13 protein-coding genes are annotated in these 14,532 nt (G+C 37.2%); 3 read left to right on the top strand and 10 right to left on the bottom strand.

The features are described 5' to 3' along the window. The first annotated feature begins 191 nt into the window (after positions 1-191). On the top strand, positions 192-620 hold the full coding sequence (locus NST02_RS12030; protein WP_095306296.1) for a cell wall hydrolase: 429 nt from the start codon (positions 192-194) through the stop codon (positions 618-620). Positions 621-756: 136 nt separating this feature from the next. On the opposite strand, the gene NST02_RS12025 is transcribed toward NST02_RS12030, so the two are convergent. The 10 genes from NST02_RS12025 to NST02_RS11980 form a co-directional block, all read right to left on the bottom strand. Further along, positions 757-1,941 carry an aminotransferase-like domain-containing protein gene (locus NST02_RS12025; protein ID WP_095306297.1) on the bottom strand — a complete coding sequence of 395 codons (1,185 nt, stop codon included), beginning with the start codon at positions 1,939-1,941 and terminating at the stop codon, positions 757-759. Between the two features lie 252 nt (positions 1,942-2,193). Continuing rightward, positions 2,194-5,322 (bottom strand): MMPL family transporter, encoded by a 3,129-nt coding sequence (locus NST02_RS12020; RefSeq protein ID WP_095306298.1) that lies wholly within the window; start codon positions 5,320-5,322, stop codon positions 2,194-2,196. A gap of 43 nt (positions 5,323-5,365) precedes the next feature. Next, positions 5,366-5,818, bottom strand: coding sequence for a MarR family winged helix-turn-helix transcriptional regulator (locus NST02_RS12015; RefSeq protein ID WP_095306299.1), 453 nt, complete (start codon positions 5,816-5,818; stop codon positions 5,366-5,368). A 137-nt stretch (positions 5,819-5,955) separates the two neighbouring features. Continuing rightward, positions 5,956-6,654: a CDP-diacylglycerol--serine O-phosphatidyltransferase gene (gene pssA, locus NST02_RS12010; RefSeq protein WP_095306351.1), complete on the bottom strand. Its 699-nt coding sequence runs from the start codon at positions 6,652-6,654 to the stop codon at positions 5,956-5,958. Positions 6,655-6,682: 28 nt separating this feature from the next. Further along, positions 6,683-7,186, bottom strand: a complete 504-nt coding sequence (locus NST02_RS12005; RefSeq protein WP_170211223.1) for a shikimate kinase — start codon at positions 7,184-7,186, stop codon at positions 6,683-6,685. 440 nt (positions 7,187-7,626) lie between these two features. After that, positions 7,627-8,436 carry a zinc transporter ZupT gene (zupT, locus tag NST02_RS12000; protein WP_095306301.1) on the bottom strand — a complete coding sequence of 270 codons (810 nt, stop codon included), beginning with the start codon at positions 8,434-8,436 and terminating at the stop codon, positions 7,627-7,629. A 587-nt stretch (positions 8,437-9,023) separates the two neighbouring features. Continuing rightward, the gene (locus NST02_RS11995; protein ID WP_095306302.1) at positions 9,024-10,124 is read right to left on the bottom strand and encodes a GerAB/ArcD/ProY family transporter; all 1,101 of its coding nucleotides are present in this window, start codon (positions 10,122-10,124) and stop codon (positions 9,024-9,026) included. Beyond that, on the bottom strand, positions 10,121-10,342 hold the full coding sequence (locus NST02_RS11990) for a TMEM128 family protein (protein WP_095306303.1): 222 nt from the start codon (positions 10,340-10,342) through the stop codon (positions 10,121-10,123). Before NST02_RS11990 ends, NST02_RS11995 begins: the two co-directional genes overlap by 4 nt. Before the next feature lie 4 nt (positions 10,343-10,346). Then, a complete protein-coding gene (locus tag NST02_RS11985; RefSeq protein ID WP_170943504.1) occupies positions 10,347-11,501 on the bottom strand; it encodes a Ger(x)C family spore germination protein in 1,155 nt (384 codons plus the stop codon). Positions 11,502-11,520: 19 nt separating this feature from the next. Further along, a complete protein-coding gene (locus tag NST02_RS11980; protein WP_235879423.1) occupies positions 11,521-13,068 on the bottom strand; it encodes a spore germination protein in 1,548 nt (515 codons plus the stop codon). 329 nt (positions 13,069-13,397) lie between these two features. On the opposite strand from NST02_RS11980, the gene NST02_RS11975 reads away from it, so the two are divergent. Then, on the top strand, positions 13,398-14,195 hold the full coding sequence (locus NST02_RS11975; protein WP_095306306.1) for a formate/nitrite transporter family protein: 798 nt from the start codon (positions 13,398-13,400) through the stop codon (positions 14,193-14,195). A gap of 122 nt (positions 14,196-14,317) precedes the next feature. After that, positions 14,318-14,515, top strand: coding sequence for an alpha/beta-type small acid-soluble spore protein (locus NST02_RS11970; protein ID WP_095306307.1), 198 nt, complete (start codon positions 14,318-14,320; stop codon positions 14,513-14,515). Positions 14,516-14,532 lie beyond the last annotated feature (17 nt).

The raw sequence follows: 14,532 nt of genomic DNA, 5'->3' as shown, positions 1-14,532 counted from the left end.
CGATTAAAGAAATGGATTAACCATATTCCCATTGTACTACTATTATTTATGATTAAGATAGCTACTATTGTAAATTTATTTCAAATTTTCTATTCACTTCTAACACCGGAATTTCAGCAGTCTGCATTTTTCAAGAAACATCACTAAAAATTTGAATAGGATAGGTGTATGAATACTCCGGGGGTGAGAGGATGGCAGTTGTAAAAGCAACAAATGCAGATATTGATTTGTTAGCAAGACTGCTTAGAGCAGAAGCTGAGGGTGAAGGTCTTGATGGAATGCTAATGGTTGGAAATGTGGGGATTAATCGCATAAGAGGAAATTGTTCAGATTTTGAAGGAATCCGAACCATTTCTGAAATGATCTATCAACCACATGCTTTTGAGGCAACACAAAAAGGATATTTTTACCAACCCGCAAGAGAGGTCGAGAGAAAATTAGCCCGGCGAGCCATTGCCGGAGAGCGCGTGTGGCCATCGAAATTTAGTTTATGGTACTTTAGACCTCCGGGTGACTGTCCACCTCAATGGTATAATCAGCCGCTTGCTGGCAGATTCAAGCTCCACTGTTTCTATGAGCCAACAGCAGAAGAATGTGAAAATATTTATAACACATTTTAAAGAGGTACTGAAGACAAACATAATCCAAAATGATCATTACGTATAATTCTAGCAATATCGTTTCACAGAACAATCGATAGCAAAATGAACAATCGGCAAAAAAAGAGTCAGCATATATGAACTGACTCTTTCTTCATTAAACAGTTACTTGTCTTGTCAATACAGAAACTAAACGATCCATTCCAAGCTTAATGTTATCCGGTGTAGAATGACTGAAATTTAATCGGAAGGTGTTAAGCTTAGGCTCATTCACATAAAATGGAGTGCCAGGAACATATGCGACGCCATTTTTAACCGCTTCTCCGAGGAGACTCGTAGCATCAAGCTTTTCATCGCCTTCAATCCACATGAACATACCGCCCTTTGGTTCCTTCCATTTAAATAATCCCCGATCAAGCTTATTTAAAAAGTCTCTCATAATCGTCATCCGAATATAATATTCTTTTCGCAAAGTTTCAATATGACTTTGCAAGTCGAAATCTCTCATAATATAAAAAAGTGCTTGTTGATCAATGGAACTCGAATGCAGATCAGTCATTTGTTTAGCCTGTGACATCATCGCAATCACTTCGTCTGGACCAGTTACCCAACCAGTTCTTAGCCCTGGAACAACTGTTTTGGAAAATGTACTCGTATACAGTATATGACTTCCTTTTTCATCAAAAGAGGCGATAGGCTCAAAAGTATCATTGGTAAAATTTAATTCTCCATACGGATCATCTTCCAATGTTAAAACATGGTATTGATAACACAGCTCGACTAATTTTTGCCGTCTTTCAGTGCTCCAAATTTTCGCTTCCGGATTCGAAAAAGTCGGGACAATATAAACAAATTTCGGCTGATAAACGCGCATTTTTTCTTCTAAATCATGCGGATCCATTCCATTTTCGTCTCCCTTTACGGCAATAACCTTTGCTCCATAGGAGCGGAAAACCTGCAATGCAGCTAAGTAGGTAGGATCTTCCGTCAGGACAACATCGCCTTCTGCGAGCATGATTCTTGAAAATAAATCTATTACCTGCTGGGAACCCGTTGTTAATAAAGTCTTCTCAACTGTTGACGTAATCCCTTTTTTCGTCATCACAGTCTGTATAGCTTCCCTCAGTGGAGTAAATCCCTCTGTTAAACCGTATTGCAATGATGAGCGTCCAGATGCAAACACTTTTTCATATGCACTTTGCACTGCTTCAATCGGGAAGAAATCATCAGAAGGCAGCCCTCCTGCAAAAGATATAACATTTCCTTGTTGTATGACACTTAAAATATCTCGCACAGCAGATGATTTAAAGTGCTTTGTTTGCTCTGAGAATGAATAATCCATTTGGGTCCCTTCCTTTTTTAAAATATCGGCTAAAAATTCAACTCGATGAGTCGATTTCGCTTTTGTCAATAACGGGAAATCGCTACTCTTTTGATAATTATTTAAATTATCTGTATGTTGAAATATTTTCTCTTATCATATACCTACAGTTTCCTTGTTTCAAGAGTTTTTTTCCACTCTTCGGCAAAATGACTGAAGAAATGATCATGGGCTCCAAAAAAAGAAGCACGGCATAACCGTGCTTCAAAATTATTAAGCTCTTTTAAATGGCCACCAGTTTGCCTCGCCAAAGTTTTTGACCATGACAGGAATAAATAGCGGCAGTACAACGAAAGCATACAAAAATAATCCGACAATGGTAATGGATGCAATTTGTAATAAGGACAACATCCCAGAAGGAATCATTGCTGCAAAAGTACCACCTAAAATAACAGCCGCTGAAATAATGACCGTTCCCATTTTTTTCATAGCCATAAACATTGCCTGAGCGATTAATAGATCTTTATATTCATTGAAGCGATCCATGAGAAAGATGCTATAGTCTACACCTAGAGCAACAAGGATGACAAAGGCAAAAAACGGTACCGCCCAGCTTATACCGGCATAGCCTAATAGATTGACAAATAATACTTCATTAACCGCCATCGAAGTAAAGTACGTAAGAATAAGAGAACCAATGATGTAAAGAGGCATGATTAATGAACGGAAAAGAAAGACTAATATAATGGCAATCCCAATCAACATATATACCACTGTTCTAGAGTAATCCTTCCCCGACATCGTGCTTAAATCAGCGTTTGTGCTAGTAATACCGCCTACGGCCACAATCGCATTCTCTAATTTCGTACCCTTAGTGGCACGCTTTACCGCTTCCTTCATTTCATCAACTTGAGCGATTGCTTGATTAGAGTATGGACTTGCGTCAAAAATGACATCCATTGTCATTATTTTACGATCTTTTGACATATATGTGTCTAGCACTTGAATGAAATCGTCACTTTCTAACAATTTAGGCGGAAGGTATAGCCCACTCATTTCTCCAGCCTCTGATAAACCAGAGAGATAGTTTTGTGCTGAACCTAAACCTTCATACACTTGATTTAAACCATCAGCGCTTTGTTCAAGTCCTTCTGTAAGAAGTGATAGCTGTCCATTAATATCATCAAATCCAGCAAGGAGCTGTTTTTGCCCCTCATTAACGCTACCTAAGCCGTTAGTTAACTGTGGTACATTGCTGACAATCAAGTCTTGACCATCTGCCAACGCATTCAATCCTCTTTTTTGGGCCTCAATACCATCAATTAACTGCTGGAGCCCTGCCCCCAATTCGTTCTTTCCTGTTTTCAGCGCTAAATCGAAGCCTGTATTTGCTTTCGCCATTCCTTCATTGAGCTTTGATAACCCATCATTTAATGGAGCGATAGAATTTAACAAGCCTTGCTGTTGATTGGGAACGCCATGAAAATACCCATTAATGGTTCCTTTTAGTACTTGGTATTGCTGATCTGAAGCAAGTGCTTCATAATGATTATCCAAATGATTAAACAGTGAAGCTGTTGTATCTGCTAAACTGCCCATTGCTGCAGCAACCTGCTGATATCCTGAAGTTAACTGGGAAAGATTGTCACCTATAACCTGATAATTTTCCAGAAGCTCACTTCTATACTTATCCAGCAATAGCGCTGCTCCTGCTTTTGCTCGTTCTAAGCCCTGTATAATTTCTGTTGAACCGGCAGATCCTTGGCGAATGCCATTTTCAATTTTGGCCAAATTCATTTCAATTTCAGCTAAACCATGTTGTAGCTGACCAGTGCCAGAAATTAAATCATTAATCCCCTTCGCTGCCTCATTAAGTTCTGGTTCAGAATTAGCTAATTGTTGGCTCGCCTCCTGCAAACCAGTGCTAATTTCCAATATTCCCTCTTTACCAGCATCAAGTCCCTCTTCTAGTGCCTCCGCTTGTTTTGCAACAAGAAAATCTTCAATCGGTTCACCTGTAGGCATTGTAACAGAACGTACCGTTTGAACCATGTCTACTTTCTCTAATTCCTTCGTGATTTGATCGACAAGGGTAATATACTCAATAGAATCCAGCGCTTCGTCATTTTTGAGCACAATTGTCGTCGGCATTGCTTCACCTGGGCTAAAGCTAGCAGCAATTACATCAAACGCCTGAATCGAGCCAACATTTCCACTTATTTCTTCCATAGAATCGAAGGATAGCTCGCCATCATAAGAAAGCAAAAATGGGACACAAATGATTGCTACAATAAGCAATGATACGAATGGTCTTCCCAATGAAAACTTTCCTGCTAACATCCACAGTTTACTATCGCTATGTTCTGCTTTACTCTTTGATGGCCAAAAGAGCTTACTTCCAAGCGCTGCCATGAAAAACGGAACTAGTGTAAAGAGAGCTAACAGTAAAATAGCGACGCCTACTGCAACAGCCGCCGCCGATTGGTAGAGAATGAATTGGGAAAAACCAATCGCAGCAAATCCAATCATAACCGCAATGCCACTAAATAGAACAGTTCTTCCTGCATTGCGGTATGTTTCAACAATAGCAGCAGCTACTGTCTCTCTTTGTGATAATTCTTCCTTAAATCGACTTAATAGTAAAATACAGTAGTCTGTTCCAATTCCAAAGAGGATTGCTACTAAGAAAATTTGTGTATAGGTTGAAATGGGAAAATTCAATTGATCAACTAGAAACGAAACGATCGATTGCGATGTTAAATAGGTAAAGCCAACCGTGACCAAAGGGATCAGTGGAGCAATAAAAGATTTAAAGACTAGGAGCAGGACAACTAAAATAAAGACAACAGTAATCCCTTCTGTCTTTTTTAATCCCTCTTGAGAACTGTTGACCAAATCTTCATTAATCAGCCATTCGCTAGTGAAATAATGGTCAACATCTATATCCTCTAACGCGCGATATAAAGCTTCCTTAACTTCTCCTTGTTCTCGCTCTTCCCATTTTAGACTAATGGAAGCAAGAATAGCTTTCCCATCTTCTGAAACAAGCTGATCCTGAAGGAGCGATTCATTAAAATGCGTTAAGATTTTCGTGATTCCAAGCTCTTCTTTCTTTTCTTCTAAAAGTTGTATCGCTCGCTCTGCTTCATCTATATTTGCATTGGTCAGTTTTTCTTCATTATGAAACACCAACGCAACCGTTGTTTCTTTCTGTCCACCTTCTTGATCTTGCACTTCCTGCAAAATCCTTCCAGCTATTGATGATGAATATTCATCCGGTACCTTAAGTTGCCCCTTTTCACGTACAAGCTCCCCCATATTCGGAGCAATAAAAAATAAACCGATAGCTACTATAATCCACAAAGTCAAGACTATCCATTTATTTTTAATAATAAAATTCATTTTCCTACCCCCAAATGATCAATTTATACAGGCAGATAACATTCTATTTTTTATCCCTTTGTTCAATTAAAGCATGATTTAATTTCTCAAATGTCTTAATAAATTGTTCGATTTCAGATGGTTCAAATTGAGATATTATCCCTTCTACTAATTGCTGAATCCTTTTGTCAATCTTCCAAAATAATTCCTCACCTTTTTCTGTTAATGTTAAATAAACAACTCGGCGATCTTTTTCATCTCTCGTTCTTTGAATAAATCCTTTTTCCCACAGTCTGTTAATTATTGCTGTAATAGCACTTTTCTTCACTTCAAACTCTTCTGCAAGAGCGGTTGAAGTACACGAGCCAACACGATTTATGTATCTAATTATATAGAGCTGATCATGGGTTAAATTGCTTCCCAGCTGTTCTGTAATTAGTGCTTCCGCCTTTTTTGTTACTGAAAAAGATACATCCACATAACGATTTACCAATTGCTGAATATTATCATTTGACATATGTGGCAGCCTCCAATTAATTAACACATTTAACTATTCAACAATTTAACTATAAGGATCCTTCTTTTTACTGTCAAGATCATAAATGGGGCAAAGAAAAAACCAACTCTCATCAATTCAAAAGAGTTGGCTTGTCATTATTCGATTTCTTTTTTATTATGCCTGCCTTTCACAAAGCGATAGGCTAAATATGTGACATATAATGGGGCAGCAATATAGATTAAATACGGGAAGTTTCCATAGGTGCCTTTATAGATAACATAGAGAAGACAGCCTAAAAATATCGTCACGATAGTCCCGTATTTTGGAAGAGGCACTTCTTTCAAACTTGGAATTCGAATCCTGCTAACCATCAAAAAGCATAATGCCGTATACACAACTGTCGTAATTATGTCGGGAAGTCTACCTCCAAATAATGTAAGGAGAGCAAGTATACCACCAGCTGCAGTAATAGGGACGCCGATAAAATAATTGAGAGTGGACTTATCTGTACTAATATTAAAACGGGCCAAACGGTATGCACCAAACAATGGGAATAGTCCTGCAATCAGTAAGCCAATTAACTCAAATTGATAAAAGTATGTATAATACACTAAAAACGATGGAGCTACTCCAAAGGAAACAATATCCGCTAGCGAATCCAATTCTTTTCCTAATATGCTATCAGCTTTTAACATTCTTGCAAGGCGACCATCCATACTGTCTAGCATCATCCCAATTAAAATAAGGATCGCTGCATTCTTATACTCCCCATACGAGGCAAAACCAATTGACAAGAAACCGCAATATAAATTCCCGAGCGTAAACATGTTAGGAATCGCTTTAACAAGTCTTATTCTCAATGAGGTGATCACTCCTTTAACATTATTTATGTGGCTCATATAAATCCCAAGCTAGTTTTATGGAGTCAACTATATAATTGGCTATTTCTTCGATTTCCAGAGCATCTGTTTCCACCCTTGAATGATGGAGAGAATAAATTTTCTGTCTTGAATGAAAGAGATCTTCAATTTCTTCAAGCGTTCTTCCTTGCAGTACTGGTCGACTATCGATCAGCAAACTGATTCTATCCTTCCATGAATCCCATGATAAATCAAGAAAAAAAACAATGCCATCTTTTAAACAGCGCTCTTTTATCTCGCTTTGCAAAAATGCTCCTCCGCCTAAGGAAATGATATTTAGCCGTTGCTCACATAGTTTAAATATCATTTCCTTTTCTTTTTTGCGAAATTCCTCTTCGCCGAAGGTTTTAAATATTTCCTTTACAGACATCCCATATTCTTTCTCAATTTCCACGTCCACATCATAAAAATCTCGATACAATTTTTTTGCCACTTCACTGCCAATCGTTGTTTTGCCAACCCCCATGAAACCGATAAAAATAATGCATTTTTCTCTGAGCGGGATATCTTTAATTGTCAACTTCTACACTCCTCTAGCAGTCTTTTCGTAACTATTTATGATCAGACTTTTGCTCAAGTAATCTCATTATAATTTTAATTATCACTAATTTCTAGTAGTAATCTGGATTGGTCAGTTCTTTTTATCAATATCTTTTTTATAATAATGATGAGAATGCTATACCCCAAAAAAAGGTTGAAAGACAGGGCAACCATTTCATTCTCTTATAATGAGGCTTTATTTAAGCAACATGGAACGAAACGTTTTTTCACACGACTTTAAAAAATTCTCATAAGTGATAGATGCTCTCCTATCGAGAGAGAATAGTCCAAAAGCAACACCGATATAAAAAACTGACTCAATCGATCTTGGAGAAAGAGCAATTGAATCAGCTTCATCTTTGCAGTTTAGATAACTAATAGTAAGCTAAGAGCCATCACACCCATTCCGGCAATTAAACCGTATATAGAAATATGGGCTTCATCAAATTTCTTTGCTGCCGGTAATAGTTCGTCAAGAGAAATAAAGACCATAATCCCGGCAACTCCTGCAAAAATAACGCCAAACATAATGTCATTTAAGAATGGCATTAATAAAAAGTATGCTGCCACGGCACCGATTGGTTCTGATAGACCTGATAAAAATGAAAGCTTGAAAGCTTTTTTTCGATCCCCTGTTGCAAAATAGACAGGAACAGATACTGCGATCCCTTCAGGAATATTGTGGATTGCAATCGCAATCGCAATTGGGACCCCAAGCGCCGGATCTTGCAAAGCGGACGTAAATGTTGCGATCCCTTCAGGAAAGTTATGGATCGCAATGGCAAGTGCTGTAAATGTCCCCATTTTTAATAGAGCAGAATCCTGCACAGCTTTCTTGTCAGAATCCATGTCTTCAACCTTTTTCAATTCATGGGGATTTCCTTGTTTTGGAATAAATTTATCAATAAGTGCAATAAGAAGCATCCCCCCAAAAAAACCAGCAACCGTTGCCCAATTTCCTCCTATTTCACCTAATGAACTCACTAATGCGTCCTTTGCCTTAACAAAAATCTCAATCATCGAAACATAAATCATCACACCAGCGGAAAAACCAAGAGCAAGAGAAAGGAACTTAGTATTCGTTGTCTTTGTAAAAAAGGCGAGAACACTGCCGATACCTGTTGCTAATCCAGCCATTAATGTGAGACCAAAGGCAAGCAATAAATTTTCATCCATTTCTCATTCTCCTTCTAATTGACTTTCCCATTTTGTTCATAGAGAAAATTCTATTTTATTACTTACTTGAAGTGCACTCTCTTTTTTACACAAGAAGCTATGCATTCATATAAAAATGTTTCGTCCAGTAAACATTTTAACTCATATGAAACTTGCCTGACAACTTAAATTATTTTAGCTTACTATTATTGTAGGAATTATAAACAGAAAAAATAACCTGTAAGATTGCAGTTATGATAAACTTAACAAAAAATAAATCATTGAATAACGAACGGATAGTAAACGTAATAAAAACCACCATCTGTATTGAACATCCCGTGGATGTTTTTTACATAAACTTTGTTCAACAGAATTATTGATAAAACGATTTTTGGCTCATTTCGTGTGAAACGATCGTTTCGAAAAACCTTTTTAGTAAAACTGAATCCACAGAGAAAATGAGTTCAAAGGCAACACTAACCTAAAAAAAACGGGGAAAGGCACCTATGATGCCGATTTGTTATGTTCCGGATTCAAGAGCTCAATCTAATTGGCATCTTGAATCGGAACGAAAATTGACTAAAAACCTTCATTAAAACCAATTGATGCTATGATATTTTTTGCCCATTTCCCTTACTTTTATGGCTCTTCCCCCTTTTCAGCATGAGAAAGAGGGTTACAATAATTAGTTCAAGCAACAACCCTTTTGTCGGCCAGGTAAAGAAGGAATATTCAATTGCATCAATATTATTTTTAAATAAGCGAATCGTTAAACTGAGCAAAAGTGCAAGCGGAACGATATCAAAGTCGGAATCCTTACGCCTGAATGTATTGAATAATCTATTGAGCGTAAATAGTAGTAAGGATAGCTTACATAGCATAGTCGGAATCCACACAACCTCAATGACCAAATCCAATCGATCTAAAAAATCTGTTAAATTAATTTGCTGTATTAATTTAATATTGGGATAAGTTGCTTCTGAAGCAATCGCTACACCGAGTACAGTAATGTTTAAAAAAATTAAAATAAATAAAAGAATAAAACCACAGCTTATGCCGATTATACCTGCTTTTTTCAAATGAGAAATAGGATGTAAAAAAACAAATAAAAATACAATCACAATCGCTTCCGTCATCCAAGGAAAAAATATGTATGTTGATTTTAAAATTTCAGCACCTGAATGAAGACCGCCGAAAGGGAGAAGATTTGCTAACTGAATTTCGTTCAATAAGAAAAATGGCAATAATATAACAACTATAGATATGGTAATGAAGTGAATGACAGTTACCCTTGCAATGACTTCAATGCCTGTTAAGCTTATATAAATTAATGTTAATGTTGTTAATAATGCAATAATATCAAATGGAGTGTCTGGAAGTAAGATCCCATCAATAAAGCTATTAAAGATTCGGAAATCACGAATATAAATAAACAATAAATACATGAATAGAACACTGATAAAAACGTTTTTAAACCATGGTCTTTTATCAAAGTAAAATATTGACTTCAGTTTTTCCAATTTTGCTGGTTTTCTACATATTATGTAAATAACCGTTGTCGTCAAAACATATGTAAACATTATGACAATCCATGTATTTTGTTTAGAGATTTCCATTAATATTTGCGGCACAGATATAATCACACCAGTAAAAATAAAATTACCAATGAGACAAGTTAATTGAAATGGAGATAATTGTTCTTGTTTCATATTTTAATCACTTGCTTGGTGATTTCACCTAAAGTATGGTTAAGAAAACTCGTGACTACATACAATGGCAACTCCAGCATCAGAACGATTGCCAGTAGGATACATAATGCGGACAAAAGCAAATACCAACGTTTCTCCTGCTTATCTTTAAGCAATAGCTTTCTTATTTTAATAAAATAAATGAGCAAACAAATAATTAAAATGAGGAGAATCTGCACTTCCCTATACCTCCCTTACTTTAATGCCTTTATTGTTTATCCTGACAATGTCTGCCTCTACATCAACATTCACTTTTATATTTGGCAAAAGCTCTCTCCATTGAGTCGACAATTGCTTTTCCCAAAAACGATTACCCTTCTTATAGACAGAATAGCCAAGCCCATATGGATCGACGCCTTCTGATTTAGCATGGCTGATGATTGCTTCAATTTCATTTTTAATATGACTCTCAAACTTATTTGTCGCCATTTTATATATTTCAAGATCCTCTAAATCAAGCCGTGCTTCATTCTGTAAAAGTATGCCCTCAACATGGAGCTTAACGGTGAATTCAGGAAGACCATGAGCCTCTTTATACGTTGGTGTAATCTTATAGTCGAGGATTTCAATATTAAGTTCAGAATTCTTATCGACCGCGATTGTCTCCTTCTTTCGCTTCATCTTTTGTAAAAGCCAATATATACCATTCGTTTCTTCTTCATTCGTAAAAAAGACGAGTTTATCATCTTTCATTATTGCGGTACTGTTTATTTGAATTTCCTCTCGTTCATCATTCCCCTTGTTTTTTGTTTTTACTGTTTCCACCACAGGAATTACGGGGTCTTTCCCAGGAAGACTGAGATCATTAATTATATTACGAGTATCAATATTAAGTGTTGTTTTCACCATTTCTCTCACAGCTTCCGAAGGCAGTTCTTCAAAGTGAGGAGTGGCCGTTAAAATATCAAGTGCATCCCCTTTAGCGATAAGTAAATATGTTGATAGCCTTGATTCAGGATGTTCTAAAATTGAGTTCAAAGTCTGTTCAATTCCGCTTGCTGCCATTTCCTCCCCAAAAATAAAGATTCTTCGATGTGAAAATAAAAGCTGTCTTGACATTCTTTTTTGCAGATCATCGTCCGCTTCACGAACATTGCGCCCAAATCCAGAATCTACGTAATAAGGTTCGCTTCCACTAGTACCTCCTCCACCGCCATTCGGACCGCCCATCGCACTCGGCAAGGGTACTTGAACGGACGCACGAAAGCGATTCTCACCTTCTTTGTCAAGCCCAGTGGCAATGACAAATGCCAAATCATTTATTTCTGTCCGATCCCAACAACCAGCAAGAGTTGTCACACAAAGGATACATGCCAGTAATTTACCTATTTTATTCATAGCGGTACTCCTTTTAAGCTCATTGCTTATCATTCAATGGCGACGGTCTCATATGCTCCGTCTGCCGTTGCACATTTTCGCTTATCGTTTGCGTTGGCCGTTTATCCATTGCCCACCAAGGAGCTCGTATGAAAACATCTTTAAGCTCTTTCCACTTAAACGGACCTATTGGGGAGAAATATGGAACTCCAAATGAGCGTAGTTTGCATAAATGAGTCACGATTAAGATAGAACCGAGGGTTATTCCAAACAAACCAAAAAGTCCAGCTAGAAGCATCATTGGAAAACGCAAAATGCGAATGGTGATTGCTAAGTTAAACTTGGGAATCGTAAAAGAAGCAATTCCTGTTAAACTCACAATAATCACCATCGGCGCCGAGACAATCCCAGCCTCTACTGCCGCCTGTCCAATCACAAGAGCACCGAGAATACTTACAGCTTGTCCAATTACTTTAGGTAAACGCAGCCCTGCTTCACGCAAGGATTCAAATGCAATCTCCATAATCATTGCTTCAACAAAAGCTGGGAAAGGAATCGATTCCCTGCTGGCAGCGATGCTGTACAATAAATTTGTTGGAATCATTTCTTGATGGTATGTCGTAACTGCAATATAGATTGCCGGAAGCATTAAAGCTAAAAAAATCATTAATATCCTTAAAAGTCGAATAAAAAGTGAAATATGATAGCGATGATAGTAATCTTCATTTGCTTGTAAAAATTGCCAAAAAGTTGCAGGCAGTATCAACGTAAAAGGGCTTCCATTGACAAGCAGTGCCACTCTTCCTTCTAAAAGATTCCCTACAACAGTATCTGGCCGCTCTGTGTTTTGAATTTGCGGAAACAGGCTTCGCGGTTCATCCTCGATCAGCTCCTCGATATACCCACTTTCAAGGATGCCATCAATTTCAATGCGCTCAAGACGTTTTTCAACCTCTTCTACTAAATCAGGTGAAGCAAGATGATCGATAAACATCAGTCCGATGATAGTTCTAGTCTCTGTTCCAATTTCTTTCGTAATTAATTTTAGATGACTCGACTTTATTTTCTGCCTAATTAAAGCAATATTAACGGCAATGCTTTCTGTAAAGCCTTCCCTTGGACCACGGACAGCTGTTTCCGTTTCCGGCTCCGAAACTGAACGACGCTCTCCGCCTTTAGCATTTAGAACAAGCGCTTTATCAATGCCATCGACCATTAATACTGTATTTCCATCCAACACTTGCTTAACAATTTCATCGAGTTTATCAGCCTCAACAACATCGTTAATGGAAACCATTTTTTCTTGGATGAAATCCGCATTCAGATGTTCAATCCGTGTTTTAGATAATAACTCGTGTAACGCACTAAACTGAATGCTCATATTGTCAATCAAGCCATCAATATAGATAAGATAAGCGCTATATTCCTGAACTTTGAAAGAACGAAATTTTACATCAGCACAACTTTCAAATAAAGACTTGATTATGTCAATATTTTCTTCAACATCTGCAGAAATTGGCTCCCCTGTTTTATTATCAATCTCGATACTTTCCTTTATTTTTTTTGGTTTGATTAACCGACGACGCAAGAGCTTTCCATCTCCCTTTGTAAACTGGCAATTCCATTTTTTCTTAATATCCCCAATTCCACCTTTTATATGAAGTGTGTTTAGTTTTATTGAGCTTTTGTTAAACAACATTATTGATAAAATGACCTTTGGCTCATTTTGTGTGAAGCTTCATTTCACAAATCTTTTAACTATCCTGAAAAGTCCTCTGTTTCCTTGAAAAAAGGAGAAAATGGACAAAAAGTGAACTCAGACATATAACAAAGCCTCATAAAAAAGATGGACAAATACATATTTCTTTATAACTAACAAAAAATAGGATAAACAATTTTTCAGGATTGGATGATGAAATGGAAGTTACGCCGTTATTGGAAGTGGAAAAATTAGCACTTAAAAAACAGAAATATTATCAAATCAATCCCCTTCATTACATTTTAAGGGCAGCATTAGCTAGTATGTTCATTGGCTTTGGCGTTATTGTTGCATTTAAGACAGGCGGATACTTTTATCATGAACATTCCCCGATTGCTTATCCAATCGCTGCTTTTACTTTTGGGGCAGCGATTATTTTAATTGCTTATGGCGGAGGGGATTTATTTACTGGAAATACCTTTTATTTTACATTTGCAGCGTTGCGAAAAAAGATGAAATGGATGGATGTAGGAACATTACTTACTTTAAGCTATATTGGCAATATTATCGGCGCAATGATATTTGCCCTGTTGATTCTAACAACACAGCTTTATGCAGAAACGTCAGTAAATGCCTTTTTACTTGATGTTGTTGAGAAAAAAATGCATATTCCCACTACTGAATTATTTTTTCGTGGAATCCTTTGTAATTGGCTCGTATGCCTAGCTTTTTTTATTCCAATGACATTAAAACAGGATGGAGCCAAACTCTTCGTCATGATCCTATTTGTTTTTTGCTTTTTTATTTCCGGTTATGAGCACAGTATAGCCAATATGTGTACTTTTGCGATTGCCCTTGTCCTCAATCACCCAGGCACCATTTCTTTTGCCGGTGTTATTCATAATCTAGTACCTGTTACACTCGGAAATTTAATAGGAGGAAGTGTTTTAATGGGATATATGTATTATTATGTCAATAAACCCTTTTTCGAAGAGGTTGAAGAAAAGCAAGACTGAGCCTAAAGATTTTTTTGAAAATGACATCCATAATTCAGCAATGCATATTGTAAAGACAACGCGGTTACATTAAAAATGAGCAATGCAAAGATTGCTCAATACGTGCAAGGAAGTGATGTATCATGGCAAGAAACAAACTTTTGGTTCCTGGCTCTGAGAATGTTCTTAACCAAATGAAAGAGGAAATTGCCAATGAGTTTGGGGTACAGCTAGGTGCAGATACGACCGCGCGTGCAAACGGCTCAGTTGGGGGCGAGATGACGAAACGACTCGTCCGACTCGGGCAACAGCAATTGCAACAAAACAACCAAAATCATTAACAAACAAAGTCGGAGGC

Source organism: Robertmurraya sp. FSL W8-0741, assembly GCF_038004005.1.
GTDB lineage: Bacteria > Bacillota > Bacilli > Bacillales > Cytobacillaceae > Robertmurraya > Robertmurraya siralis.
Note: the sequence above shows the minus strand (reverse complement) of the source record. Positions and strands in the feature narration are given on the sequence as shown.